General features: G+C 64.9%; 24 protein-coding genes and 1 tRNA gene. 9 read left to right on the forward strand and 16 right to left on the reverse strand.

Annotated elements, in window-relative coordinates; all coding sequences use genetic code 11:
• Position 1: 1 nt before the first annotated feature.
• From LZA78_RS15055 to LZA78_RS15065, 3 genes are read left to right on the forward strand one after another with little or no spacing between them, the layout of a single operon-like run.
• Positions 2–838 (forward strand): ABC transporter permease, encoded by an 837-nt coding sequence (locus LZA78_RS15055; RefSeq protein ID WP_233677745.1) that lies wholly within the window; start codon positions 2–4, stop codon positions 836–838.
• On the forward strand, positions 838–1,665 hold the full coding sequence (locus LZA78_RS15060; RefSeq protein WP_233677746.1) for an ABC transporter permease: 828 nt from the start codon (positions 838–840) through the stop codon (positions 1,663–1,665). The genes LZA78_RS15055 and LZA78_RS15060 overlap by 1 nt, the downstream gene beginning before the upstream one ends.
• Before the next feature lie 39 nt (positions 1,666–1,704).
• Positions 1,705–2,733 carry a GlxA family transcriptional regulator gene (locus LZA78_RS15065; protein WP_438811087.1) on the forward strand — a complete coding sequence of 343 codons (1,029 nt, stop codon included), beginning with the start codon at positions 1,705–1,707 and terminating at the stop codon, positions 2,731–2,733.
• Between the two features lie 742 nt (positions 2,734–3,475).
• Here LZA78_RS15065 and LZA78_RS15070 read toward each other — a convergent pair.
• Positions 3,476–5,923: a GcvT family protein gene (locus LZA78_RS15070; RefSeq protein ID WP_233677748.1), complete on the reverse strand. Its 2,448-nt coding sequence runs from the start codon at positions 5,921–5,923 to the stop codon at positions 3,476–3,478.
• A gap of 207 nt (positions 5,924–6,130) precedes the next feature.
• Between LZA78_RS15070 and LZA78_RS15075 the strand changes: the two genes are divergently transcribed.
• Positions 6,131–6,685, forward strand: a complete 555-nt coding sequence (locus LZA78_RS15075; protein ID WP_233677749.1) for a helix-turn-helix domain-containing protein — start codon at positions 6,131–6,133, stop codon at positions 6,683–6,685.
• Between the two features lie 187 nt (positions 6,686–6,872).
• On the opposite strand, the gene LZA78_RS15080 is transcribed toward LZA78_RS15075, so the two are convergent.
• Both LZA78_RS15080 and LZA78_RS15085 read right to left on the reverse strand, forming a co-directional pair.
• Positions 6,873–6,948: transfer RNA gene (locus tag LZA78_RS15080), tRNA-Thr, on the reverse strand.
• Positions 6,949–6,998: 50 nt separating this feature from the next.
• A complete protein-coding gene (locus tag LZA78_RS15085) occupies positions 6,999–8,657 on the reverse strand; it encodes an ABC transporter permease (protein WP_233677802.1) in 1,659 nt (552 codons plus the stop codon).
• Between the two features lie 107 nt (positions 8,658–8,764).
• Here LZA78_RS15085 and LZA78_RS15090 point away from each other — a divergent pair, with 107 nt between their 5' ends.
• On the forward strand, positions 8,765–9,640 hold the full coding sequence (locus LZA78_RS15090; protein WP_233677750.1) for a hypothetical protein: 876 nt from the start codon (positions 8,765–8,767) through the stop codon (positions 9,638–9,640).
• 3 nt (positions 9,641–9,643) lie between these two features.
• Here the strand turns inward: LZA78_RS15090 and LZA78_RS15095 are convergent, their stop codons facing one another.
• On the reverse strand, positions 9,644–9,895 hold the full coding sequence (locus tag LZA78_RS15095) for a DUF2312 domain-containing protein (RefSeq protein WP_218631033.1): 252 nt from the start codon (positions 9,893–9,895) through the stop codon (positions 9,644–9,646).
• 149 nt (positions 9,896–10,044) lie between these two features.
• Here LZA78_RS15095 and LZA78_RS15100 point away from each other — a divergent pair, with 149 nt between their 5' ends.
• A complete protein-coding gene (locus LZA78_RS15100; RefSeq protein WP_233677751.1) occupies positions 10,045–10,257 on the forward strand; it encodes a hypothetical protein in 213 nt (70 codons plus the stop codon).
• Positions 10,258–10,265: 8 nt separating this feature from the next.
• Here the strand turns inward: LZA78_RS15100 and LZA78_RS15105 are convergent, their stop codons facing one another.
• Positions 10,266–12,245: an enoyl-CoA hydratase-related protein gene (locus LZA78_RS15105; protein ID WP_233677752.1), complete on the reverse strand. Its 1,980-nt coding sequence runs from the start codon at positions 12,243–12,245 to the stop codon at positions 10,266–10,268.
• 89 nt (positions 12,246–12,334) lie between these two features.
• Positions 12,335–12,658: a TraR/DksA family transcriptional regulator gene (locus LZA78_RS15110; protein WP_233677753.1), complete on the reverse strand. Its 324-nt coding sequence runs from the start codon at positions 12,656–12,658 to the stop codon at positions 12,335–12,337.
• A gap of 120 nt (positions 12,659–12,778) precedes the next feature.
• Here LZA78_RS15110 and LZA78_RS15115 point away from each other — a divergent pair, with 120 nt between their 5' ends.
• Both LZA78_RS15115 and LZA78_RS15120 read left to right on the forward strand, forming a co-directional pair.
• Positions 12,779–13,204, forward strand: a complete 426-nt coding sequence (locus LZA78_RS15115) for a YeeE/YedE family protein (protein ID WP_233677754.1) — start codon at positions 12,779–12,781, stop codon at positions 13,202–13,204.
• Positions 13,204–13,644 (forward strand): DUF6691 family protein, encoded by a 441-nt coding sequence (locus LZA78_RS15120; RefSeq protein ID WP_233677755.1) that lies wholly within the window; start codon positions 13,204–13,206, stop codon positions 13,642–13,644. Before LZA78_RS15115 ends, LZA78_RS15120 begins: the two co-directional genes overlap by 1 nt.
• Here the strand turns inward: LZA78_RS15120 and LZA78_RS15125 are convergent.
• From LZA78_RS15125 to LZA78_RS15150, 6 genes are all read right to left on the reverse strand, one after another.
• A complete protein-coding gene (locus LZA78_RS15125) occupies positions 13,641–14,675 on the reverse strand; it encodes a FliM/FliN family flagellar motor switch protein (RefSeq protein ID WP_233677756.1) in 1,035 nt (344 codons plus the stop codon). The two genes, LZA78_RS15120 and LZA78_RS15125, sit on opposite strands and share 4 nt — an antisense overlap.
• 70 nt (positions 14,676–14,745) lie before the next feature.
• Positions 14,746–17,451: an ATP-binding protein gene (locus LZA78_RS15130; RefSeq protein ID WP_233677757.1), complete on the reverse strand. Its 2,706-nt coding sequence runs from the start codon at positions 17,449–17,451 to the stop codon at positions 14,746–14,748.
• A gap of 3 nt (positions 17,452–17,454) precedes the next feature.
• Positions 17,455–17,745, reverse strand: a complete 291-nt coding sequence (locus LZA78_RS15135) for a hypothetical protein (RefSeq protein WP_233677758.1) — start codon at positions 17,743–17,745, stop codon at positions 17,455–17,457.
• Position 17,746: 1 nt separating this feature from the next.
• Positions 17,747–18,139, reverse strand: a complete 393-nt coding sequence (locus LZA78_RS15140) for a response regulator transcription factor (protein ID WP_233677759.1) — start codon at positions 18,137–18,139, stop codon at positions 17,747–17,749.
• Positions 18,140–18,205: 66 nt separating this feature from the next.
• Positions 18,206–19,528 (reverse strand): helix-turn-helix transcriptional regulator, encoded by a 1,323-nt coding sequence (locus LZA78_RS15145; RefSeq protein WP_233677760.1) that lies wholly within the window; start codon positions 19,526–19,528, stop codon positions 18,206–18,208.
• A gap of 106 nt (positions 19,529–19,634) precedes the next feature.
• On the reverse strand, positions 19,635–19,781 hold the full coding sequence (locus tag LZA78_RS15150) for a hypothetical protein (protein WP_233677761.1): 147 nt from the start codon (positions 19,779–19,781) through the stop codon (positions 19,635–19,637).
• Between the two features lie 142 nt (positions 19,782–19,923).
• On the opposite strand from LZA78_RS15150, the gene LZA78_RS15155 reads away from it, so the two are divergent.
• Positions 19,924–21,021 (forward strand): mechanosensitive ion channel family protein, encoded by a 1,098-nt coding sequence (locus LZA78_RS15155; protein WP_233677762.1) that lies wholly within the window; start codon positions 19,924–19,926, stop codon positions 21,019–21,021.
• On the opposite strand, the gene LZA78_RS15160 is transcribed toward LZA78_RS15155, so the two are convergent.
• From LZA78_RS15160 to LZA78_RS15175, 4 genes are all read right to left on the reverse strand, one after another.
• On the reverse strand, positions 20,987–21,412 hold the full coding sequence (locus tag LZA78_RS15160; RefSeq protein ID WP_233677763.1) for a hypothetical protein: 426 nt from the start codon (positions 21,410–21,412) through the stop codon (positions 20,987–20,989). The two genes, LZA78_RS15155 and LZA78_RS15160, sit on opposite strands and share 35 nt — an antisense overlap.
• Before the next feature lie 106 nt (positions 21,413–21,518).
• Positions 21,519–22,499, reverse strand: coding sequence for an ABC transporter substrate-binding protein (locus LZA78_RS15165; RefSeq protein WP_233677764.1), 981 nt, complete (start codon positions 22,497–22,499; stop codon positions 21,519–21,521).
• Positions 22,500–22,545: 46 nt separating this feature from the next.
• Positions 22,546–23,391 carry an ABC transporter permease gene (locus LZA78_RS15170; RefSeq protein ID WP_233677765.1) on the reverse strand — a complete coding sequence of 282 codons (846 nt, stop codon included), beginning with the start codon at positions 23,389–23,391 and terminating at the stop codon, positions 22,546–22,548.
• On the reverse strand, positions 23,388–24,251 hold the full coding sequence (locus LZA78_RS15175) for an ABC transporter permease (protein WP_233677766.1): 864 nt from the start codon (positions 24,249–24,251) through the stop codon (positions 23,388–23,390). Before LZA78_RS15175 ends, LZA78_RS15170 begins: the two co-directional genes overlap by 4 nt.
• Positions 24,252–24,276: the final 25 nt, after the last annotated feature.

Consider the following 24,276-nt stretch of genomic DNA (forward strand, 5'->3'; position numbering starts at 1 on the left):
CATGGCCTGGAAACAACAGATCAAAGCCTTCGATGCCTGGATAGATGCCGGCATGACGTGGATCGGCACCCATGGCAGCGCGGCATTCTCTGCTTTGCGAGGCCTTCTTGAGGGTGGCTATGACGGACTGCTTTGGCTTTTGCAGCTTCCACCTTGGTGGGTGCTCGGGCTGGCTGTTGGTGGGCTGGCCTGGCGCCTGGTCGGGCGTGGGTTCGGCGTGATCGCGGCTGCGGGTCTTATCCTTTGCTGGGGGATGGGCCTGTGGCCCGAGACTCTCGAAACACTGGCGCTTGTGCTCTCGGCGACGACGATTGCAGTTCTTGTCGGCGGGATCATCGGAGTTGTCGCAGGCTATAGCCCGCGCGTTGCGGGCTTCGTCGATCCGGTGCTTGACCTGATCCAGACCTTGCCGCCCTATCTTTACCTGCTGCCCGCTATCGCCTTTCTTGGCTACGGGCCAGCCACGGCAATCCTGGCCACGTTCATTGTGGCGGTTCCGCCGACGGTGAAGCTGACCGCGCTTGGTATCTCGCGCACGCCTAACGAGTTCCTCGAGCTCGGTACGGCCACAGGGGCAAGCGGCTGGCAGACCTTCGTCAAGATCCGTCTGCCATTTGCTGCGCGCTCGATCATGGCCGGAGTGAACCAAAGCCTGATGATGGCTTTTGGCATGGTCGTGATCGCTGGCATCGTTGGGTCGGGCGGTCTTGGCGAAACGATCTATGCCTCGGTGCGCACGCTCGACATTGCCAAATCGGTCGACGCGGCCATCGCGATCGTCGTCCTGACCATAGTTCTCGACCGCATCAGCCAAGCAGCTCAGAAGGAGACCCCCTGATGGCCGCCACCACGCCGCTGTTTTCACCGGGCGCATCGATTGCTCAGGCGATCGAATGGCTCAACATTCACGCACATACGTTCTTTGCCATGATTGGCTGGGCCGTCGAGACCGTTCTGGGCGCCGCCGAGCAGCTTTTGCTCTGGCCCGCACCCTGGCTGCTCTTGGCCGCAGTCGTTCTGGTAGCGCTACTTGTTTACGGAGTGCGATATGGCGCATTGGCTGCGGCAAGCCTCGGGCTCTGCCTCGCCAGCGGGCTTTGGAAAGAAGCGATGCAGACCATCGCGCTCGTGAGTGTCTCGGTTACGGTTTCTGTCTTGATTGCCTTCCCGATGGGCATCTGGGCCGCGCGCAAACCGCGCGCTGAGGCCGTCCTTCGCCCGGTGCTGGACATCATGCAGACGGTGCCGCCATGGGTTTACCTGATCCCGGCGGTCATGATTTTCAGCCTTGGCAAGGTGCCCGCGCTGATCGCGACCGTCGTCTATGGCATCCCGCCCATGCTCCGCATCACGACGCTGGCGTTCAAGGAAGTGCCGCGTGAGCTGATCGAACTCGGGCAGGCGTCCGGAGCGGGGTTCTGGCAGGTTCTCGGCAAGCTGGAAATTCCCGCCGCGCGCAAGACGCTTCTGGTAGGGTTGAACCAGACGATCCTGCTTTCGCTTGCCATGGTCGTGCTGGCGGGGCTGGTCGGTGCTGGCGGCCTTGGCGCCGAGGTGACGCGCGGGCTAACGCGGATGGAGATGGGGCTCGGGCTGCGCGCGGGTCTTTCCATCGTGGCGGTAGCAATCTTGCTCGATCGTCTGTCGCGCCGCGCGCTGGGGTGATAAGGGGGGATAATTATGCTCGACAGGGTCAGTAAAGGCATGGAACCCAGCGAACCTCTCGTCCCCGCAGGTGCGGCCTACTATCCGGTGCCCGCTGCCAGCCCCACGCGGTCCTATGCGTTTATCCTTGTTCCGGGTTTTACCCTCCTGGCATTCAGTTCGGCGGTGGAGCCATTGCGCATCGCCAATCAACTCTCTCAGCAGCCGCTCTATCGCTGGCGGCTGATGTCGGAAGGGGGAACGCCTGTCACAAGTTCCTCGGGCATTTCGGTCTGTGTCGATGGGACTCTGGAGTCTATGGAACGAGAGACCCGCGCGTTCGTCTGCGCCGGCAACCCAGCCGCGGCGGCCGCATCCCCCAAGGTCGTGACGGCGATTCAGCGCCATGCCCGTTTCGGCGGCGCGGTGGGCGGCATCTGCACCGGCGCTGTGGCCTTGGCCGAGGCGGGGCTGCTGGCGGATCATCCCTTCACATTGCACTGGGAAAACCAACCCGCCTTTAGCGAGGATTATCCGATGCTATGCCCCACCGCGAACCGTTTTGAGGTATCGGGGCGCGTGATGACCTGCGGCGGCGGCGCTGCCGCCACGGATATGATGCTTTCACTTATCGCGGAGGATCACGGGGCCGACTTTGCCGCGATGGTCTCAGAAATGTGCCTGCGCAAGGTGATGATGGGCATCGAGAAGGAACAGCGCAGCTCCTTGTCGGTCATGATCCGTTCGCGAAATCCGGGCTTGTTGCGTGTCGTCAATCTCATGAACGATCACATTGAAGACCCCCTCACCCTCGACGATCTGGCGCGCGTCGCGGGCTTTTCGCGCCGGCATGTCGAGCGAATGTTCGTCGCGGTTCTCGGTCAATCGCCTGGCGACTACTATCGAGGCATCCGGCTCGATCGGGGACGCAATCTGCTTTCTACGACGGATATGAGCCTTCTCGAGGTGGCAATGGCCTGCGGCTTCGGATCGGTCGCCCATTTCTCCAAGAGCTTCAAGGCGCGCTTTGGTGTGGCTCCGACGAAATTCAATTACCGGCTCGGCGCAAGTCGCCGAGTTCAGAATTGAACCTGAAGAGTTCCCTTGGGCCCAGCGCCCAGCCAGAAAGCCTCAATGTGGAATTGAGACGTCAGGCGTGAACATGACCTGACAGGTGCGGTTTATCCGCGAGTTCAATCAACTCACCGGACAGAGATTCTCTCCCCTGATGAGCTAAGGCCCTGTGCAGCTAAGAGTCACGGGCCTCGCTCTGCCACAGAACGACTCCCGCCCGTTCCACAGACCGCCCAGTCGGACTCTCGGTGACAGTCGCTACGAAGGCATGCTGCAACATGGTTTTCGCAAACCGGACCTTCGCACCGGCATTCAAAGATATGCTTGGCAGGGTTCGCCTCACGCGTCCCAAGGGGGCGAGCGTCACAACACCTCGGTGCCCTGATCGTCGCGCTCGCGGTGCCCCCGGTGTTGACGGTGAGAACCATGCCGCACAATCTCGCGGGGTGTCTCTTTGGCCTTCAAGTCATCATCCAAATGGTAAGCCCGGCCCATCCACTGCTTCTTCCCGCACGGCGATGGCACTGCTCTCCGCAGCAGAACCAAGGGTTTCAGCCCATCCCCGCCACGCCAGTGAATGCATCGATGGATGCCTTGCCTGTGACATCCAGCAACCACGGCCCGCACCCCTAGACACACACGCTCGGATCGATGGTGCGTAACGCTTGAGCCGTCTCAGATGGCACCACGCACGCGCAGCCGGGGACCCGAACTCGATGAAAGCATTTGCTTCAACAGTCGTCTTCAAGCCCGATGCTCAGGCGCGCACGCGGGAAGACTTGGGATCGTAAAGCGGCGCAAGGCTTGCTTCGGCCTCAACAATCTGACCAGCCACATCGATGGTGAAGTTTGATGCAAGGATTTCGGCGGGTGTTTCATCGGCACGGCAGGGAACATAGCCAAGGCCGATCGCGCCACACAGTGCATGGCCGTAATTGCCTGAAGTGAGCTGGCCCACAATCTTGCCATCACGCAAGATCGGCTCGTTATGGAATACGAGCGGCTGCGAGTCTTTGAGGCGAAACTGCACCATCCGCCGCGTGAGGCCCGCTTCGCGCTTGCGCAGCACAGCCTCGCGGCCGATGAAGGTGCCCTTTTCGGGTTTGACTGCGAAGCCCAGACCCGCCTCAAGCACGTGATCCTCGTCGGTAATGTCATGGCCGAAGTGGCGATAGGCTTTCTCGATACGGCAGCTATCCATCGCATGCAGGCCGCACAGCTTTAGGTCAACCTGTTCACCGGCCTCGACAATCGCCTCAAAAACATGTGCAGCCTGATCCGTCGAGACATAAAGCTCCCAGCCCAGTTCGCCCACATAAGTCACGCGATGCGCCCGTGCGAGTCCCATGCCAATCTCGATTTCGCGCGCGCAGCCAAAGGGATGCGCCTCATTTGAAAAATCATTGGGCGAGATCAGCCGCAGCAATTCGCGCGAACGCGGCCCCATGAGAGGGATCACCGCTTCGGCAGAGGTAACGTCGGTGATCGTCACCCAGGCCTCACCCAGATGGTTGCGCAGCCAGACAAGATCGCGCTGAAGTGTTGCGCCGGGCACGACAAGGAAGAAAGCGGTTTCCGAGAGCCGGGTTACGGTCAGGTCGCTCTCGATGCCTCCACGCTCGTTAAGCATTTGCGTGTAAACGATGCGCCCCACGGGCACGTCTACATCATTGGCGCACAGCCGCTGCAAGAAGGGCGCCGCATCGCGCCCCTCGACACGGATCTTGCCAAAGCTGGTCATATCGAGCAGACCCACGCCTTCGCGCATCGCCATGTGCTCGGCGCGCTGATTGTCGAACCAGTTCTGTCGCTTCCAGCTAAAGCGGTATTCCGGGGTTTGACCTTCGTTCGCGAACCAGTTCGCACGCTCCCAGCCTGCGACCTCGCCGAAGACGGCTCCGCGGGCTTTCAGGTGCTCATGCAGGGGCGAACGACGCACCCCGCGCGCGGTGGCCATCTGCCGATAAGGAAAGTGATCGGCGTAGAGTAGGCCAAGCGTTTCGCTCACCCGTTCTTTCAGATAGCGGCGGTTTTTCTGGAACGGTTGGGCGCGGCGGATGTCCACCTCCCACAGATCGAACGGCGGCTCGCCATCGTTCATCCACTGCGACAGTGCCATGCCCGCCCCGCCGGATGAGACGATGCCGATCGAGTTATACCCTGCTGCAATCCAATAGCCGCGCAGATTGGGCGCCTCGCCAAGATAGTAGCGGTCGTCGGGCGTGAAACTTTCAGGGCCGTTGAAGAAGGTGTGGATGCCCGCGTCTGCCAGCATCGGTATGCGGGAAACCGCCTTTTCGAGGATCGGCTCGAAGTGATCGAAGTCTTCCGGCAGCTGGTCAAAGCAGAAGTCCTCCGAAATGCCGTTCATCCCCCAGGGTTTCGCCTTGGGTTCGAAAGCGCCGAGCAGGATCTTGCCCGCGTCTTCCTTGTAGTAGGCGCATTCGTCGGGCACCCGCAGCACCGGAAGCTGCGTCAGATCGGGGATGTTTTCGGTGACGATGTAGAAATGCTCACAGGCATGGAGCGGCAGGGTCACGTCGTTTTGCGCCGCAAGATCGCGCCCCCACATGCCGCCGCAGTTCACTACGTTCTCTGTTGCGATATGACCCTTGTCGCCATTTACCTCCCAGTCGACGCCCGTCACGCGCCCATCGACAGTGGTGACTTTCGTCACCTTCACCTGCTCGATAATCTTGGCCCCACGCATCCGCGCACCCTTGGCAAGCGCCAGCGCGATGTTGCCCGGGTCAGCCTGCCCATCGAGCGGCAGGTGCACCCCTGCCACCACATCCTCAATGTTGAGGTGGGGGTAGCGTTCGAGCACCTCGGCAGGCGACAGCTCGTTGACGTCCACGCCAAAGGCCCGTGCGAGCGCCGCCTGACGGAAAATCTCTTCGCGCCGCTCCTCGGTCAGCGCCACGGTGATCGAACCACACTGGCGGAACCCGGTCGCAAGTCCCGTCTCGGCCTCCAGCTCGCCGTAAAGGTCGGCCGAATATTTTGCGAGCCGGGTCATGTTCTGGCTCGCGCGAAGCTGGCCAATAAGCCCCGCAGCATGCCATGTGGTCCCCGAAGTCAGTTGCTTGCGTTCCAGCAAGACGATGTCAGTCCAGCCGAGTTTGGCAAGGTGATAGGCCACGGAGCAGCCAGAGATGCCACCTCCGATGATGACGACACGGGCTTTGGCAGGAACGTTGGTCATGGGGAAATCCGGTTCGGTGAGGTGGCAGGCACGGCGGATATTTCTGAGGTCGCCCGTCTTCGCCTTCAGAAAGCCATGGCCAAAATGAAATTTCAACAGAAATTTTCATTTTTGTGAATTATCAGATCGTCACCGGTCATAAAACTTCTTCTTGCCTTGAGCTTTTCATTCAACTCCAACATGGTGCAACGCTGAAGGGGGCACTCGATGAGCCATCATGTCGGCGAAGATATCCGCTCGCTGCGTAAGACGCGGGGTATGACGTTGTCCCAACTGGCGGCCGATGTAGGGCGCTCGGTAGGATGGCTCAGCCAGATCGAGCGCGGCCAGACCACGCCTTCGGTCCGTGACCTTGGCCTGCTTGCCGAGCGGCTTGAGGTTAACCTCAGCTTCTTCTTTCGGTCTTCGGCCCGCGCGCCTGAGGAACAGGGACTCGTGCTGCGCGCCGCCGATCGCCCCACCATCGGCTCGGCCGAAAGCGGGCTGACCGAAGAACTCTTGTCCCCCACACTCAGCGGATCGTTCGAGATGATCCGGTCGGTTTTTGCCCCCCGATCGTCAAGTGAGGGGCCGCGTAAGGCGCGTCCCACCGAAGACGGAGGTGTTCTGCTCTCGGGTTCCCTTACCCTCATCGTGGGCGAGACTGAGGTGCAGCTTTCACCCGGTGACAGTTTCCAGTTCAACCAAGCCGATTACGCTTGGCGCAACGATGGCACTGAGCCCGCAGTGGTGATCTGGGTCGTTTCGCCGCCAATATATTAGAAACACAAATGCGCCGACCGGTGAAAAGCGGCCGAAGCTGCGCCGAGACTGGCATTGATATGTATTACTCGGAAAGCCTGTGCCTGTTCGCAACTTTGACGATGTGACCGCCGACCAATGCCACTCAGCATCTGCAGACACGAAACAGGTCTCGCCGAGCTACTAATTGCAGGGCTTTTTGTTCTTCTGGTGCCGACGGAGGGATTCGAACCCCCGACCCTCGACTTACAAGATCGCCGCTCTACCAACTGAGCTACGCCGGCACATGCCCTGCCATACAGGCCGCGCGCGGCCCGCGCAAGATCACGCGCGACTAACGGCGGCGGGCAAGGTTGGCGCGCGCCAAAACCATCGTCGCGATGAGCCCGACCAGCATCACCAGAAGAGCCGCCGGCGCGGCATCGCCCAGGTTCTCGAGGCTCGCCTTTTCATGCACGCGGGTCGCCAGCGTCTCGTAATTGAAGGGGCGCAGCAGCATCGTCGCGGGCAACTCCTTGACGCTTTCAACAAAGACCATCAGCACCGCCGAGGCGATCGAGCCACGGATCAGCGGCATATAGACCTCGCGCAGCGCCCCGCCCGCCGTGCGCCCGAGCGAGCGCGCCGCCATCGGCAGCGAGGGCGAAATGCGCCCAAAGGCGCTATCGGCTGCAGACTGCGCCAGCGCGAAGAACCGCACCACATAGGCCAAAATGATCGCGAAGGCTGAGCCGGTCAGCAATAGCCCCGGATCGGTGCCGGTCAGCGCGAGTATTCCATCGGCCAGGCGGTGATCAATCGCCGCCAGCGGGATCAGGATACCCACCGCCAGCACCGCGCCCGGCGCGGCATAGCCCACCGCTGTCAGCGGCAGCAGGGTGCGCGGCAGCCGCCGACCCGTCATGCGCACCCCATACACCATGAATAGCGCGGCCAGCACGGTCAGCACCGCCGCCGCCCCACCGGTGACCAGCGTATGCACCAGCGCGCGGCTCAGGCCGGGGCCGAACCAGGCCTCGGGGTTGGACCAAGCGTAGGCCGAGATCACAGAAACCGGCAGCACGAACCCCATGGTGAAGGGCGCGAGGCAGAGCCCGGTCGCCACCCAGCCGGTCGCCCCGCGCAGCTCTGTGCGGTTGATCGGTCGGGGTTGGCGCGCCGACTGGTAGTAGCGCGAATGCCGCCTGCTGCGCTTTTCCAGCGCAAGAAGCACCATGATCACCGTCAGCACCACGCCCGCGATCTGCGCCGCACCACCCGCGTTGCCCGCCTCAAGCCAGGTCGTGAAGATCCCAGTCGTCAGGGTCTGCACGCCGAAATAATCCACCACCCCAAAATCGGCGACGGTCTCCATCATGGCAATCGCCGCCCCCGCCGCGATGGCGGGCCGCGCCAGCGGCAGGCCCACGCGCAGAAACAGCCCGACCGGCCCGGCACCAAGGGCACGCGCGACCTCGTAGCTGCCGCCCGACTGCTCGCGGAAGGCCGAGCGCGCCAACAGATAGACGTAGGGGTAAAGCGAGGCCGCCAGCACCAGCACCGCCGCCCAACGCGAGCGCACCTCGGGGAACCAGTAGTCCCGCGCCGAGGTCCAGCCGAAGGCCTCGCGCAGCGCTCCCTGCACGGGCCCCGAGTAATCGAGAAAATCGACCAGCGCATAGGCCGTCACATAGGCCGGGATCGCCAGCGGCAGCAGCAGCAGCCACTCCAGCCACCCGGAAAACGGAAAGCGATACATCGAGATCAGCCAGGCCGAGCCCGCCCCAATCGCCGCCGTCAGCGCAGCAACCCCCACCGCCAGATAGGCCGTATTGCCCAGATAGCGCGGAAGCGTCGTCGCGATCAGATGCGGCCAGATGTTCTCGGTCGGGTTCAGCGCCAGCCAGATCACCGCCACCAGCGGCGCCAGCACTACCGCGGCAATCAGCGCCGCCCCCACCGACCAGATGCCCGAGCCAGAGGTGCGCAACCCCGTGCCCGAACCCGCCGTCATTACCTGAGTCTTCTGATCGGTTACCATGCCCCCGGCTTATACCGAAACCGGTTTGCCTGTCCAGAAAAGCGCCGGTAATCTTTGCCCGATTACGCAGGGAATTCAGTATGCAGGTCGTCTTTCACCTCGGGGCCCATTGCACGGATGAAGACGGCCTGATCCGGGCGCTTGCCCCCGACCGCGGGCGGCTGAATGAAGCCGGGATCTCGGTCCCCGACCCGGCGCGCTACCGCATGAAGCTGCGCGACGCGCTCTATACGCTCAAGGGCGCACCCGCCGACGGCGCGCTGCAACAAGAGATCCTGACGGCTGCGGGCCGCGACACGCCGCCCAAACGGCTGGTCTTCAGCCACGAGTTCTTCACCTGTCTGCCCGACCGCGTGGTGACCAGGCGCGGCTTCTACCAGATGGTGCCGGACAAGCTTGGCCCGCTGGCGAACCTCTTCCCCGAGGCGCAGACCGAATTCCACATGGCGCTGATCAACCCGGCGGTGCTGATGCCAGCGCTCGTGGCGCGGCAACGCAAGAGCAGCTACGAGGAGCTGATCGCCGGGCAGGAACCGCGATCAATGCGGTGGGCGCCGGTGGTGCGCCGCATGGTCGAGGCCGCCGAAGGGCGCCCGCTCGTGTTGTGGTGCAACGAGGACATGCCGCTGATGTGGCCCGAGATCCTGCGCAGCCTGACCGGCCTGAACGAGGGCGCGCGGCTTTCGGGCGACGAGGCGCTTCTGGAGCAGATCATGGAGCCCGAGGGGCTGGAACGCCTGCGCGTCTATCTGCGCAGCCACCCGCCGCGCTCGGCGGCGCAGCGCCGCAAGGTCGTCACGGCCTTCCTGGAAAAGTTCTCACGCCCCGAAGCACTGGAGATCGACATCCCCCTGCCCGGCTGGGACGCGGAGCTGGTGGCCGCGATGACCGCCGATTACGACGCCGATATCGCCGAAATCGCGGCTATGCCCGGCGTGCGGTTCATCGCGCCCTGAGGCTCAGCCCATGCCAAGCGCGGCCTTGTAGATGTCAAGGATCGCCTCTTCCTCGGCCAGGTCGTTCTTGTCGCGCTTGCGCATGGCGATGATCTTTTTCATCACCTTGGTGTCGTAGCCACGTGCCTTGGCCTCGGACATGATGTCCTTTTGCTGCTCGGCGATGTCTTTCTTCTCGGCTTCGAGGCTTTCGAACTGCTCGATGAACTGGCGCAGCTCGTCTGCGGCGACGTTGTAGGCGGCATCGTTGGGCATTTTGGGCTCCTGCTCGAAAGGGTTGGCCATGACTAGCCCGCCGCGCCCCGCGCTTCAAGCGCCCCGGGGCGGCCAAGGCGGTTCCCGGCGCAAATCCCTTGCCTCGCGGGCCGCACCGCGCTAGGCCCGCGCAAAGCACGGAGGACGCGATGGACTATCTGATCTGGGCAGGGGCGGCTGTATCGCTGGTGGGGCTTGCGGGCATCGTCTGGTGCATCCTGTCCGTCTCACGCGCCAAACGTGACGGTCTTGACGACGAGGCGCTGCGCAAGCGCCTGCAAAGCATCGTCGGCATCAATCTGGGCGCGCTGTTCGTGTCGGTGATCGGCCTGATGATGGTCGTTCTGGGGATCATGCTCTGAGCTGACCCTCAGGCGTCGAGTTCGCTGAACCAGCGCCCATTGCGGATCAGCACATCCCATAGCGTAACCGGTGCGGGCGCGCCTTCTTGCGCCAGCGCGCGCAACCGCTTGCGGGTCGCCAGAAGGCCCGCGCGGTCGGCCTGAAACATCGGCCCACCGCGATGTGCGGGAAAGCCAAGGGCAATCGCCGCAAGGTCGATATCGCCAGCGCGATGGGCTCGGCCCCATTGCAGCGCCATCGCGCCTTCTCCCGCCAGTTCAGCGCAGATCCGCGCGACGATCTCGCGTTCGGGCAGCGTGGTGGCGTCTACTCCGGCCTCGGCGCGCAAGGCCGCCAGGATCGCCGCTTGGTCAGAAGGCACGGCAGGCGCAGCACCCTCCGCATAGCGATAGACACCACGCCCCGCCGCGCGCCCCGTCTGCCCCTCAAGATCAAGGAAGGTGAAGAACACCCCCGGCGGGTGGCCTGCATGACCCATCCATTCCATGACCGCCGGAATGCCGATGCGGTCGGCCAGCACGAAGGGCCCATCCGTGAAACCGAAGGCGACCATCGCACGATCGACCGCCTCGGGCGCGGCCCCGGCCATCACGCAACGCTCGGCCGCGGCGAAAAGCGCGGCCTCAAGCCAGACCCCCAACCCCGGCCCTGCATGGATCACCAGCGCGCCCGCATCTTGCAAAACGCGCCCCGCCGCGCCCAGCCATTGTCCCGCCTGCGCGCCTGCGGTCAGTTCCAGCACCATGCCGCTATCGCTCAGCGCAAGGTCGCGCGGCCCGGCGGCGCCATCGAGCACCAGAACCGCGCCCGGTTTCAGCCCGGCACGGATCTGCGGCAACTCGCCATCGCGCGGGGCGGCAACGACCAGATCAGCCCCGGCAAGCGCCGCACATTCCAGCGCCGCGCTCAGCCGGTCCCAGTCGGCCTCTCGCTGCGCGGGATCGAGGCGCCCGGCCTGAACGGCACGCTCCTGCGCCTCGGCGATCGCGGTGAAAGCGGGCTCCAGCGCGGTCGGATCGCTTTCGCCCAGAACTACCTCGTAGCCCGCCGCAATCAGCCCGGCCGCACGTTCGGGCGGCTGGTTCCAAAGGGCGACCCTGGCGATTGTCAGATCCTGCTGCCCCTCGGGCAGCGCCGCGAGGTGCGCCGCGCGACGGGTGATCCTAGCGACATGGCGCAGGGCAGTTGAGACCTCGCCCTCCGCCAGATCGGCATAGGCCACGGCCTCGTAATCCAGCGCCTCTTCCATCGGCAACAGCAACGCAGCCTCGGCCACCTCGGCGGCACGTTGCGCTGCGGGCGCCAGTGCACCACCCGTCAGCCCGCGCCGCGCAGTGGCCAGATCTTCGAGATATTTCTCTGGCTCAGACGCCACAGCCTTGGGCGTGATCGCACCGGGGCCACGCCCGCCGACCGCCTGTGCGAAATCCAGCGCGACCTCCTCGACCGCCTCGTCCGAGACCAGCGCCTCGCACAGGCCGATCTGCATCGCCTCCTGCGCGCTCCAGTCCCGCCGCGATGTCACGAAAGCCAGTGCCGAGGCCGCGCCCACGCGCTGCGCCAGCCGCACGAGCCCGCCGCCAGAAGGAAACAGCCCCACCGCATATTCGGGCGATGCGAAGACCGCCTGATCATGCGCGATCCGCAGACTGGCCGCCTGCGCCAAGGCCAAGGCGCCGCCGTTGACGCGCCCCGACAGGGCGACCACAACCGGGCGGCCCGCATCGGCGATCAGCCCCGCAAGATGAGACAGCGCAGGAGCGGTGTCCTCGGCGTAATCGGTCGCGGGATCGTTGGCCACCGGCCAGCCGCCCTCCTCGGCGCGGATCAGCACCGGCGTGTCACCGGGTTCCGACAGGATCAGCTCAAGCGCGCCGCCAAGGCTTTCCCGCAGATCGGCGTCGAAGCCTTGCCCGCGCCCATCCTCGCCCGGAAGCGTCAGCAGAACGCTCCGCTCGCGACGTTGCAGCTTGACCCGCCGTGTCATGTTTCCCCGCCTGCTCAAGACAGCGCAAGTTTACGGCCTATCCGGCCCGAAGCAATTGCAAACTGCCCAATTTCAGGGGTTTGAACCGATCAATGCCCCGACGCGTGGTTACGGCAGAAGGGCGTGGCGGGCACGACGTCCAGCCGCTCTTCTGCGATCTGCTCGCCGCAGACCGTGCAATAGCCGTATTCGCCCTCTTCGATGCGCTCCAGCGCGGCCTCGATCATGCGCAATTCGGTGCGCGCGGCCTGCCCGAGATCCTCCAGAACCTCGTCGCCCTCGCGCTCGGTCGCCATTTCTTCCCAGTCCTTGGACTCGTGCGTCTCGAACTCCGAGGCGATCTGCCCCATTCGTTCGGTCAGTTGCGCCTTGCGCGCTTCAAGTTCGGCCTTGCGGGTTTCCACGGATTTCATGGCGTCCTCCTGTTCTTGCCCCATCTAACGCCGGCCTGCGCACAAGAGCATTGACGCAGGTCAAACCCTTGTGGCAGGCCGCGCCGGGCGGTGCGCGTGGCACCGGCAAAGGGGAATGACATGCATCAGGACTGGATCTGGGGCGCCGTGGGCGGCCTTATGATCGGCGCCGCGGCGGCGCTTTATCTTCTGGCGAACGGGCGGGTGCTGGGGGCCAGCGGCATCCTGGGCGGGTTGATCGACCGCTCCGGGCGTAACAGCACGGCCGAGCGGCTGAGCTTCCTCGCTGGCCTGATCGCGATCCCACCGCTGCTGGTGCCGCTTTATGCGGTGGTCGATACGCATGTCACCTCGAACCCGGTTCTGCTGATCGTGGCGGGGCTGCTGGTGGGCATCGGCACGCGGCTCGCGAATGGCTGCACCTCGGGGCATGGCGTGTGCGGCATGTCACGCTTTTCGCTGCGCGGCTTCGTGGCCACGGTGTTCTACCTGCTCGGTGGCGGACTGATGCTGGTCCTGGCCCGTCACGTTCTGGAGGTGATCTGATGCGCAACCTTTTCGCGTTTCTTGCCGGGGGCCTCTTCGGAGCGGGCCTGCTGGTCGCGGGCATGGTCGATACGACCAAGGTTCAGGGCTGGCTGGATGTGTTTGGCAACTGGGACCCGACGCTGGCCTTCGTGATGGGCGGCGCGGTGCTGCCGATGGTGTTCGTCTGGCGCATCGCAGCGCGGCGCGAACGCTCTCTGCTCGATCTGCCGATGCCGCAGGATCTCCCGAAGCTGGTCGATCGCAACCTCGTGCTGGGGTCGCTGATGTTCGGCGCGGGCTGGGGGCTGGTGGGGCTGTGTCCCGGCCCGGCAATCGGCGCGCTTGGCTTTGGCGGCTGGCAGGTCGCGCTTTTCGTGCTGGCGATGTGCGCAGGCATGGCCGTGGCGCCGTTGGCGCGCCGGGGCCTTGACCAACTGGACACGGAGAACGACGTCTAGGCGCCAGCCGCCCGGCGAGGAGCAGGTTCGGCCACCTCAAGTCGGGCAGGCGGTGGGGCAGCAGGTCGCGCGGCGATGGGGCTAGAGCCTGCGTCGAATTCGGTTGGCGCGGCACGGGCGGGGCCGGGCTGTGCGGCCTCATCCGCCAGACGCACCGCGCGAAAGCCGTGCAACTGGCCCAACCGCGCGCGCCCCAGAATGCGCCGCCCATGCCCTTCAAGCTGCAACTGCTCAAGGCTGTCGGCCGCGATCGGGATCTGCGTGCCCGGCGAGAATCGCAGAACCGCTGCCAGCGGCAGCGTCACCCTGCCGAGCACGGCGTCGAGCACGGCATGTGTGCCCATCAGCGTGGCCTCCATCCGGCGCGTCCAGTCAGCATCCTCCTCGGTGCGCACGGGGTTCGGAGCAGCCTGAGGCACCGCGGCAGGGCGCTGCCCGCGCCCCTCGGCGGGAACGGCCCAGAGAAAGCCCCCCGCTCGCTCACCCTCGGCCCCGAACACCAGATCGGCCTGCCAGACGCGATAGGCGGTATCTTCCAGCAACAGCCCCAGCGGGCGCGGCCCGTCGAGGCAGGAGGCATAGCGAAACCCACCGGCCCAGATCGCCTCGTCGGTCGCGCTTAGCTCGGCCTCGATCCGCGTCAGGGCGCCGTCGATAAACTCCGCAGCCATCGCCGCGTCGATCCGCGTCGGCTTGCGTGGCGCTGGTGCGCTACGCGCCAGAACGCCCAGGGTCTGAAACTCGATCAGCGCGGCAAGCGTGGCGGGCGGCAGGGCCACCAGCCCCAGCCCCTCCTTCGGCCCCTCGATCACCGCCAGAAGCGAGAATTCCTCCAGCGCCTCGGGCAGTTCGGCCAGCACCATCCGGCTTTCGCGCAACTGCGCCACGCGCAGCGGCAGGCCCATCCCCTCGGCCGTGCGCGCCAACGCCAGCGGGATCGCGCGCGCCGCCGTCACCGGCGCCAAGGTAACCGCAGGCTGCCCCGAGGACGCCTTCCGGCGCATGACTGACTGCTGCTGATCTTCGGTCATTCGAACCGCCCAATCCCCGTGGCGCTAGCCGCAAGGATTCGCAGATCAGTCTTTACAAAGCGTTGAAATCTTAGGCCGAGGCCTTCGCCGCCTCTTCCATCTCGCGGCGCCGCAACGGCAAGGTCACGCGGAACGCCGCGCCGCCTTGGCCTGGCACATAGTCGATCGTGCCGCCCAGGTTGGCCATGATCTCGCGGCAGATCGCGAGGCCCAGACCGGCGCCGCCCGCGCGGCTCGTATCAGTCAGGCGCGCGAATTTCTCAAAGATCAGCGCCTGGCTGGCCTTGGGGATGCCCGAGCCGTTGTCGATGAAGTCGATCTGCACCTTCGAGCCGCGCTTCTTCACCTCGACGCGCAGCACGCCCCGCTCGTTGTCGCAATACTTGCGCGAGTTCGAGATCAGGTTGATGAAGACCTGCACAAGGCGGTCGGTGTCGGTGAAGACCGGCATATGCTCGGACGGGAAGTCGCGCTCAACCCGGAACGAACGCTCGGGCCGGGTGTTCGAGGCCGCCTGCACCGCGCGGTTCAGAAGATCGTGCAGGTTCGCAACACCCACGTTCAGCTGCACCTTGCGGTTTTCCAGCACGCTCAGATCCAGAAGATCGTCCAGAAGACGCGTCAGGCGGCGCGCCTCTTCGTGGATGATCTCGGCATATTGCGAGCGCATGGCGTCGGGCAGGTCGGGTTCCATCAGGATCTCGGAGAACGCCCGGATCGAGGTCATCGGCGTGCGCAGCTCGTGACTGATCTGGCCAAGGAAGGCATCTTTCTGCACCGACAGCGAGGTCAGCTTTTCGTTGGCATCGCGCAGCGCGCGGGCGGTGCGGGCCAGTTCCTCCGATTTTGCCTCAAGTTGGGCCGAGTATTCCTTGATTTCCGCGGCTTCACCTGCCACCGCGATCAGATCCTGCACCGAGACCGAACTGCCCCCGGTCAGCTGCGAAATCATCGCATGGGCCGTGGCCGCACCCACCGAACCAGCCAGCTGCCGCTCAAGCCGCGCGAGGAAATCGGGCGTCGGGTCGGGCAGGAAGCCCTCTTTGCCCTGCCCCGCCGCCTGTGCCTGGAAGAAGCGCTGTGCCTCTTCCGCGCCGAGGATACGCTGCGCCATGGAAAGCAGATCGTCGGCCTCGGCCTGGCCGCGCAGCCAGCTGCGCGCGCTCGGCGTCTGCTCGAAGATATTCACGAAGGCCACGCCCTGAAGGCGCTCCATCGGGCCGGGGAACGAGGCCATCGAGAAAACCATGAACGAGATGGTGTTGAACAGCAGGCTCCAGAACAGCGCATGCAAAAGCGGGTCGAGCGCGTCGATCCCGAACAGTGCCTGCGGCCGCAGCCAGCCGATGCCGAAGGGGCCCGCCGCCATGACCTGCGCCGAGATCAGGCCAGACTCGCCGAAGGACGGCAGGAACAGCGTGTAAAGCCACATCGCGAAGCCGGTCAGCAGCGCCGCCACCGCGCCCATCCGGGTCGCCCCGCGCCAGAACATCCCGCCGAGCAGCGCGGGCAAGACCTGCGCAGCACCGACAAAGGCGATCAACCCGATTGAGGCCAGCGCCGCCGAGCCGCCCGACATGCTGTAATAGCCATAGCCCATCCCCAGCACGACCGCGATCGACAGGCGTCGCGACATCAGCACAAGGCCGCGAATATCGCCCATCTCCTTGCCGCCCTGGCTGCCAAGGGCCAGCCAAAGCGGCGTCACGATATGGTTCGACACCATCGTCGCCAGCGCGATCGCAGCCACGATGACCATCGAGGTCGCCGAGGAGAACCCGCCCAGGAACGCCAGCAGCGCCAGATTGCCCTGCCCCTGCGACAGCGGCAGCGTCAGCACGAAAAGGTCTGGGTTCGACCCCGCAGGCATCAGCTCCAGCCCGATCACCGCGATGGGCATGACGAACAGGCTCATCAGCATCAGATAGCCGGGGAAAGCCCAGCTTGCGGTGGCCAGGTGACGTTCATCCACGTTCTCGACGACCAGCACCTGGAACATTCGCGGCAAGGTCAGGATCGCCGCGGCCGAAACGAAGATCAGACCCGCGAAGCGGCCCGGTTTCAGGTTCCAGTCGGCAATCGGCGAGGCATCGGTGCGCCAAAGTACATCGAGGGGCCCATTGGCTACGCCCCAGACGACGAAGATCCCCACGGCCACAAGCGCGACAAGCTTGACCACCGCCTCCAGCGCGATGGCCATGACGACGCCGTGGTGACGCTCGTTCGCATCAAGGTTGCGGGTACCGAACAGGATGGTGAACAGTGTCAGGCCCGCCGCGATCCAGAGTGCGGTCGAGCCCTGATCGGGCAGGGCCCAGCCCTCGGGCGTGTCGGCGGCGAAGACACCGAAGCTTAGCGTCACCGATTGCAGTTGCAGCGCGATATAGGGCGCCGAGGTCGCCACCGACATCAGTGTGACGATCACTCCCAGCAGGTTCGACTTGCCGTAACGGCTTGAAATCAGGTCGGCAATCGAGGTCACCCGCTGCGCGCGCCCGATCCGAACGAGCTTGCGCAGGATCCACCACCAGCCGATGAAGACCAGCGTCGGCCCAAGGTAGATCGTGACGAATTCAAGCCCCGAGCGCGCCGCGTAGCCCACCGCACCATAGAAGGTCCAGGCGGTGCAATAGATCGACAGCGACAGGGTATAGACGATGGGGCGATGCAGGAATTTCAACCGCCCGCGCTGCGCGCGACGCTCCGCCACGAAGGCAACCAGAAACAGCAGGAACACATAGGCCAGGCAAACCGCGACCAGAACATTGAAGGGCATGGATCAGCCGTCCTCTTCTTGGGGCGGTAATTCCTCGGTGCGTTCTTCTTCCTCCATGGCGGGGGCAAGGCCGCGCGCAAGGCCGAAGGCCAGCACCACAAGCCCGGCCCAGACCGCGAACAGATAAAGCCCGCCGCGCCCGGTGTCGGGGCGGGGCGTCTCGCCCGGCAGCCAAAGGCTGGGCAACAGGAACAGCACCATCCCAAGCACGGGCAGCATTCGCACCGCGTCCATCATGCGCCGGCGGCGATAAGATCTGCGGGCAAGGAAAAGCGGCTGGCCCGTCTGCGGCATGTCAGGCGCTCCGCTGCGCTTCGGCGCGCGTCACGATCTCTTCGAGCATCGAGAGAACATCGCCATTGGCAAAGGGCTTGGCCAGGAACGCCGTCGCGCCCGCCCGCGCCGCAGCATCGCGGTCGCGCCCCTGCCCGCGGGCGCTGAGCATCAGCACGGGCAGCTTGGCCAGCGTCGCGTCGCCCCGCAGACTGGTCAGGATTTCAAGCCCAGAACTTCCCGGCAGCATCAGATCTAGGATCACCGCATCGGGCCTTTCGCTGCCGATACGGGCATAAGCCTGCGCCCCGTCCGCTTCGAGCGAGACCTTCCAGCCTGCGCGTGTCAGGATGAATCGGATCGCCTCGGCGATATGCGGCTCGTCCTCGACCAGAAGCACATGCTTTCCAGACATCGGCGCTTCCTCCTCTTCCCCCGATCCGACTATTGCGGGCCGCGTGTAAACTGTCAAACCCCGCTCTCAGGCCTCGGACAGGATCGAGGGCTCGCGCCGCCCCGCGCATTCCCCGCGCGGACAGATCCGGCAGGACGAACCGATGGCCCGCTCGCCCGGCGTGCGCTCGGGCGGGGGCGGCAGGATCAGCATCATCGCCTCCATCAGCACCGGGCCGTCGAAACCGCCGGGCTGGCTCGGCTGGCAGATCGCGTAGGTCAGGAAGCGTTCCGGCAACCGCCCGGCCATATCGACGACCGCACGGATCGGCTGCATCGGGCGGGCAAGCGCCTCGTACAGAGGCCAGAGCGGGCAGGCCGCACCGAAGCGCGGCAGGGCAAACCCCGGCACGCCGCGCCGGAAGGTCAGCGCCCCCGAGCCGTCGCAGATCACCAGCCCCACCGGTTGCGCGCCCGCACCCACGGGCAGAGTCGCGAGACGCCGGAAAACTGCACCCAGAGGCGCGCCGAAGCGTTGCGCGAGCAACGCCGGGTCCATGCCCAGTTCGGCCACGGCCGCGCGGAACGGTTCGAGCGGCAGGGCCCTAGCATCGGCCTGCGCGCGCTCGATATGCGCAATCGCGAGCTTGCGCGCCGCGCTCGAGGCAAGCTCGGCCACGCCCGTGATCAACGCCTCGGGGGGCGGCGGGGTGGCCTCCTCCAATTCCTCAAGATGCCAGTTGCGTGCCGACAACCAGGCCTCGACCTGCTCCAGTGGCGAGCTGAGGCCCGTTTCGGCCTCCTCCAGATCGTCAAGATAACCCACCAGCGCCTCGGCGGTCTCGGACAGACGCAGGCTTTCCTCCTGGATCGTGCGCAGGAAGCGCGCCCGCCAGATGGGTTCGATATCGTCGGTCTCTACCAGGATCGCCGCGGTCGAGCGCAGCGAGGTCACCGCCGAGAGTACCTCGTGTAGCGAGGCCAGCAGGAACGGGTCCTGCGCCATCCGTTCCGAGTAGCTTTCGACCACGCGTTCCAGCGCGTTCACCCGCGCCTGACGCCCGGCAAGAATCGCGGCCCAGCCGGGAAAGCGGCCAACGAATTCCTCGATCCGCTCCAGTTCCGGCAGGCCCGCGACCTGCGCGCCCCCCTCGGTCTCTGCCCCGGCCACAGCCTCGCGCAACCCGTCAAACAGCGCACCCTCGGCGCCTTCGGACAGGGCGACCGGATCGACCGCCATCGCACCAGCGATCTGGCCCAGCAGCTCGTCACCGACACGGCGACGGTTGTGCTCGATCAGGTTGAGATAGGCCGGAGATATCCCCACCGAGCGCGCAAGATCGGCCTGCTTCATGCGCAGCGCGGTGCGCCGCTCGCGGATGCGGGTTCCGGTCAGGGCCGAACGGGCCATGGGCTGCTCCTTGCTGGTTCACACCAGATTTACAGCCAATTACCCGCTTTTCAAACCGATTTACAAAAGCCTGCGGGCGACACCCAAGGCACCGCCCGCCGCGTCTTTACACACAGCTCGGAACCGCGGTCACCACTTGCGAGATATCGGCAACCCCCGGCTCGCACTCGCCGATGTCTTCCTCGATCTGCGCACAGCCAGCTATCACCGCAGCAGCCATGAGCAGCGCAACGATCGTCTTCTTTCCAAGCATGATTCACCTCCTCTAGCTTGCCACCTCAACTGAACTATGCAGTCTAGTTTCAGGGCAAGCCCTGATCTGCATCAAGTGCCGCAAGGTCACCGGGTAAAAATCCCTGACACAGGGGGCGGAATTCGCTAAGCTGCAACGCAGCATGATGGAAGCCGAGATCAAGACCCTGCTTTCGCGGGTGACCCTCTGGATGCCGGACTGGGCCGCAACCGTTATGATCCTGGTCGCTGCGGCCGGGGCGGCAGTTTTCGCCTGGCGGATCGTAGCGAACCTGCTCAACCGGATCGTGACATCGCGTGAGTTGTTCTGGCGCTCACTCGTGGCGCGCGGAGCGCGACCCCTGCGGCTTGCCCTTGTCATCGCGGCGCTTGCCTTCGGGGTCGGCGTCTCGCCTCTCCCGGCGGCATGGGCCGACACGCTGCATCACTTGCTGCTGGTCGGCATTATCCTGTGTATCGCCTGGATCGCCGACACCGCGCTTTACATCTGGACCACGATCCACCTGAGACGCTTCAAGCTGGATGCCGAGGATAACCTGCTGGCGCGCAAGCATGTCACGCAATCGCGCATCCTGCTGCGGACCGCCCGGATCATGATCTTCCTGGTGGCCCTGGGCGCCGCGATGATGACCTTCGACGCCGTGCGCCAGTATGGCGTGTCCATCCTGGCGGCGGGCGGGGCTGCGGGTCTTGTGGTGGGCCTTGCGCTGCAACCGGTACTCAAGAACCTTTTCGCGGGTATCCAGCTTGCGGTCACCCAGCCGATCCGCATCGACGACGCGCTGATCGTCGAAGGGGAATGGGGCAACGTCGAAGAGATCACCTCGACCTATGTCGTGATCCGCCTGTGGGACTGGCGCCGACTGATCGTGCCGCTAAGCTATTTCATCGAGCAGCCCTTCCAGAACTGGACCCGTGAAAGCGCCGAGTTGATTGGCACCGTCATGCTCTATCTCGATCACTCCGCCCCGATCGAGCGCATCCGGCAGCGCGGCCACGAGATCGCCGAGGCCTCTGCCCTGTGGGATGGCAAGGTCTACGCCCTGCAGGTCACCGACTTTCGCGAGCGCGAGATGGAGGTGCGCGTGCTCGTATCGGCCCGCACCGCCCCGCGCGCCTTCGATCTGCGCTGCGAGATGCGCGAAAAGCTGATTGCGTGGTTGCAGCAAGAGATCCCCTCGGCCCTGCCCCGCACGCGCGCCGATCTCAGTCCAGCGTCCGGAAATGCGCGCCATAGGTGATGGCGCGGCGCACGCAGGCCTCCATCGCATCCAGCAGCCAGACCCGATCACCCTGCCCCAAGTCGCGCGCCATCGCGGCCTGCCCTGCGGCAATGGGCGGCGCCATGTCCGAGGTATAGCCGCGCAGTCGCGCTATCCAGAAATCCTGCGCCTCGGCGATTGGGCCGCCAACGGGCACCCCACCCCCACCCACGGCCTGCGCGACGGCCAGGCAATAGCCTGCCTCGACCGGTTGCGTGGGCGTGTCGAACAGATAGCCGGCCGGGGCGGCGAACTGGCTTTTCCAGACCAGCCAGAACAGCCCTGCCACCACCGCCACCAGAAGAGTTCCGCCCCCCAGAACCAGGGATCGGGGCAGCCGATCCTCGGCATATCGCTTCACGTCCTGCATCAACGCCTCCCCGTGCTTTGTCATAGCGAAACACAAACGGGTTAACGGGCGCTGAAACGCAAAAGGCGCGCCGCAGGGGCGCGCCTTTCGGGATCTGTGCGAGGCCTTACTTCAGGGCTTCGTCGGTGATGTCCAGCGTATAGGCGCCGGTCGGTGCGGCCGAAATCACCGGGTCCGAGCCGCCGCCGAGCAGGATCTTCACCGTGCGCTCATAGTCAGCCGGGTCCAGCGCGCCGTTCGAGCCAGCGGTCAGCTTGGCGATCTCGCCCATCATACGCTTCTGGTGGGCCTCGGTCTGGGCACCGGATTCGTCGTTGTCCAGAACGATGCCAGCGGCTTCATCCGGGTTCTCCTCGGCGTATTTCCAGCCCTTCATCGAGGCGCGCACGAACTTGACCATCTTTTCCTTGAAGGCCGGGTCGGCGAGGTTCGATTCGAGCACATACAGGCCGTCTTCCAGCGTCGCCACGCCCTCGTCCTCATACTTGAAGGTCACCAGATCCTCGGGGGCGAGCCCCGCGTCGATCACCTGCCAGTATTCGTTGTAGGTCATGGTCGAGATACAGGCGGCCTGCTTTTGCAGCAGCGGATCGACGTTGAAGCCCTGCTTGAGGACAGTCACGCCGCCTTCCGAGCCATCGGTCGGAATGCCAAGCGTCGCCATCCAGCTCAGGAAAGGGTATTCGTTGCCGCCGAACCAGACGCCAAGGGTCTTGCCCTTGAAGTCCTCGGGGCCGGCGATCCCGGTTTCCTTGAGGCAGGTCAGCATCATGCCCGAGGACTTGAACGGCTGGGCGATGTTCACCAGCGGCAGGCCCTTTTCACGCGCTGCGAGCGCCGAGGGCATCCAGTCCACGGTCACATCGGCGCCGCCGCCAGCCATGACCTGCGTGGGCGAGATATCCGGGCCGCCCGGCATGATCGTGACCTCAAGGCCCTCTTCGTCGTAGAAGCCCTTTTCCTTGGCGACGTAATAGCCCGCGAACTGCGACTGGGTGACCCATTTCAGTTGCAGCTTGACCTCTTCGGCCGTCGCCGTCCCGGCAGCAAGCGCGGCCAGCGCCGCACCGATCAGAAATTTCTTCATCACTTTCTCCACTGTTGAACCCGGATATTTTTCCGGTGTTGAAAACTCAGCGCCTGCGTTGCGAGGGGTGCCAGAAGGTCACCGCCTTTTCGATCAGCGCCATCAGTCCGAAGAAGCCCGAACCGGCGAGGGCCGCCACCGCAATCTCGGACCAGACGAGCGGCATATCAAGCTGCCCGACCGCCGTCGAAATGCGAAAGCCCATGCCGCGCGTCGGGCTGCCGAAAAATTCGGCAACGATCGCCCCGATCAGCGCCAGGGTCGTGGCGATCTTGAGCCCATTGAACAGGAAGGGCATCGCCGCGGGAAGGCGCAACTTGGCCAGTGTCTGGCTGTAGCTGGCCGAATAGGTAGCCATCAGGTCACGCTGCAAACGGTCGGTCGCTGCCAGCCCCGCCACCATGTTCACCAGCACCGGGAAGAAGACCATCATCACCACCACCGCCGCCTTCGACTGCCAGTCGAAGCCGAACCACATGACGAGGATCGGCGCGATCCCCACGATGGGCAGCGCCGCCACGAAATTGCCCACCGGCAGCAGCCCGCGCTTGAGGAAGGGCGAGCGGTCGATGGCAATCGCCACAAGCACCGCCGCACCGCAGCCGATCACGTAACCCGCCAGCGCACCCTTGAGGATCGTCTGCGCAAAATCACCCCAGAGCACATCGGTGCTTTCCGCGAACCGCGCCGCAATGGCCGAGGGCGCGGGCAGGATGACCGGGCTGACATTGAGGCCGCGCACCAGCCCTTCCCACAGGATCAAGAGCGTCGCGCCAAACAGCGCGGGCACGAACAGCTTGGCCCAACGGGCGTTCGGTCGGGTGCGGGCAATCCAGCCGTTCAGTGCGGTGGCCGCAACCCAGAAGACAATGGCAATGATCAGCGCGCTCATCGGGCCATCCCCATCTTGCGCAGCACGACCTTCTCGATCGCGCCGACCACGATTACCAGCACAGCCGCCAAGGCCGCCGCCGCGAACAACGCCGCCCAGATCTGGATTGTCTGCCCGTAGTAGCTGCCCGACAAGAGCCGCGCGCCAAGACCCTGGGTCGCGCCCGCAGGCAGCTCGGCCACGATCGTGCCCACAAGCGCCGCCGCGATCCCCACCTTCAGCGAAGCGAAGAAATAGGGCATCGACGAGGGCAGGCGCAGCTTCCAGAAGGTCTCGGACCCGCTGGCGTTATAGGTGCGCAGCAGGTCAAGCTGCATCCCGTCAGGCGCGCGCAACCCCTTCACCATCCCCACGAGGATCGGGAAAAAGCTCAGGTAAGCGGCGATGATCGCCTTCGGCAGCAGGCCCTTGATGCCAAGGCTGGCCAGCACCACGATCACCATCGGCGCAATCGCAAGGATCGGGATGGTCTGGCTGGCGATGGCCCAGGGCATCACGCTCATGTCCATGGCGCGGTTATGCACGATCCCGACAGCAAGCAGGATGCCCGCCACCGCGCCCAGCACAAACCCCGCCATCGTGGCCGAGAAGGTGACGCCGCCGTGATAGACCAAGCTGCGCTTTGAGGTGATCTTTTGCCCCGCAACCCCTTCCCACAGGCCCTTCGCCACCTGATGCGGCGCGGGCAGGACGGGGCGCTCTTGCGTCATCGTATCGGTCACAAGCTGGCTGAACGAGACATCTTGCCCCGCGCGCGCGGCCTGATCGTAGGTCCATTTGCTGTTCAGCCCGACCGCCGCGCCGTACCAGATGACGACGATGGCCGCGAGAACCGTCAGGATCGGAAGCACGGACTTCATGGCCGGCCTCCGCCGAACGGATATG

The sequence above is a fragment of the Rhodobacter flavimaris genome (assembly GCF_021378075.1).
Taxonomy (GTDB): domain Bacteria; phylum Pseudomonadota; class Alphaproteobacteria; order Rhodobacterales; family Rhodobacteraceae; genus Rhodobacter; species Rhodobacter flavimaris.

What these genes read in the sequence shown, in the direction of transcription:
- LZA78_RS15055 (WP_233677745.1), top strand. Translation starts at nt 2, where the DNA reads ATGGCCTGGAAACAACAGATCAAAGCCTTCGATGCCTGGATAGATGCC.
- LZA78_RS15060 (WP_233677746.1), top strand. Translation starts at nt 838, where the DNA reads ATGGCCGCCACCACGCCGCTGTTTTCACCGGGCGCATCGATTGCTCAG.
- LZA78_RS15065 (WP_438811087.1), top strand. Translation starts at nt 1,705, where the DNA reads ATGGAACCCAGCGAACCTCTCGTCCCCGCAGGTGCGGCCTACTATCCG.
- LZA78_RS15070 (WP_233677748.1), bottom strand. Translation starts at nt 5,923, where the DNA reads ATGACCAACGTTCCTGCCAAAGCCCGTGTCGTCATCATCGGAGGTGGC.
- LZA78_RS15075 (WP_233677749.1), top strand. Translation starts at nt 6,131, where the DNA reads ATGAGCCATCATGTCGGCGAAGATATCCGCTCGCTGCGTAAGACGCGG.
- LZA78_RS15085 (WP_233677802.1), bottom strand. Translation starts at nt 8,657, where the DNA reads ATGACGGCGGGTTCGGGCACGGGGTTGCGCACCTCTGGCTCGGGCATC.
- LZA78_RS15090 (WP_233677750.1), top strand. Translation starts at nt 8,765, where the DNA reads ATGCAGGTCGTCTTTCACCTCGGGGCCCATTGCACGGATGAAGACGGC.
- LZA78_RS15095 (WP_218631033.1), bottom strand. Translation starts at nt 9,895, where the DNA reads ATGCCCAACGATGCCGCCTACAACGTCGCCGCAGACGAGCTGCGCCAG.
- LZA78_RS15100 (WP_233677751.1), top strand. Translation starts at nt 10,045, where the DNA reads ATGGACTATCTGATCTGGGCAGGGGCGGCTGTATCGCTGGTGGGGCTT.
- LZA78_RS15105 (WP_233677752.1), bottom strand. Translation starts at nt 12,245, where the DNA reads ATGACACGGCGGGTCAAGCTGCAACGTCGCGAGCGGAGCGTTCTGCTG.
- LZA78_RS15110 (WP_233677753.1), bottom strand. Translation starts at nt 12,658, where the DNA reads ATGAAATCCGTGGAAACCCGCAAGGCCGAACTTGAAGCGCGCAAGGCG.
- LZA78_RS15115 (WP_233677754.1), top strand. Translation starts at nt 12,779, where the DNA reads ATGCATCAGGACTGGATCTGGGGCGCCGTGGGCGGCCTTATGATCGGC.
- LZA78_RS15120 (WP_233677755.1), top strand. Translation starts at nt 13,204, where the DNA reads ATGCGCAACCTTTTCGCGTTTCTTGCCGGGGGCCTCTTCGGAGCGGGC.
- LZA78_RS15125 (WP_233677756.1), bottom strand. Translation starts at nt 14,675, where the DNA reads ATGACCGAAGATCAGCAGCAGTCAGTCATGCGCCGGAAGGCGTCCTCG.
- LZA78_RS15130 (WP_233677757.1), bottom strand. Translation starts at nt 17,451, where the DNA reads ATGCCCTTCAATGTTCTGGTCGCGGTTTGCCTGGCCTATGTGTTCCTG.
- LZA78_RS15135 (WP_233677758.1), bottom strand. Translation starts at nt 17,745, where the DNA reads ATGCCGCAGACGGGCCAGCCGCTTTTCCTTGCCCGCAGATCTTATCGC.
- LZA78_RS15140 (WP_233677759.1), bottom strand. Translation starts at nt 18,139, where the DNA reads ATGTCTGGAAAGCATGTGCTTCTGGTCGAGGACGAGCCGCATATCGCC.
- LZA78_RS15145 (WP_233677760.1), bottom strand. Translation starts at nt 19,528, where the DNA reads ATGGCCCGTTCGGCCCTGACCGGAACCCGCATCCGCGAGCGGCGCACC.
- LZA78_RS15150 (WP_233677761.1), bottom strand. Translation starts at nt 19,781, where the DNA reads ATGCTTGGAAAGAAGACGATCGTTGCGCTGCTCATGGCTGCTGCGGTG.
- LZA78_RS15155 (WP_233677762.1), top strand. Translation starts at nt 19,924, where the DNA reads ATGATGGAAGCCGAGATCAAGACCCTGCTTTCGCGGGTGACCCTCTGG.
- LZA78_RS15160 (WP_233677763.1), bottom strand. Translation starts at nt 21,412, where the DNA reads ATGCAGGACGTGAAGCGATATGCCGAGGATCGGCTGCCCCGATCCCTG.
- LZA78_RS15165 (WP_233677764.1), bottom strand. Translation starts at nt 22,499, where the DNA reads ATGAAGAAATTTCTGATCGGTGCGGCGCTGGCCGCGCTTGCTGCCGGG.
- LZA78_RS15170 (WP_233677765.1), bottom strand. Translation starts at nt 23,391, where the DNA reads ATGAGCGCGCTGATCATTGCCATTGTCTTCTGGGTTGCGGCCACCGCA.
- LZA78_RS15175 (WP_233677766.1), bottom strand. Translation starts at nt 24,251, where the DNA reads ATGAAGTCCGTGCTTCCGATCCTGACGGTTCTCGCGGCCATCGTCGTC.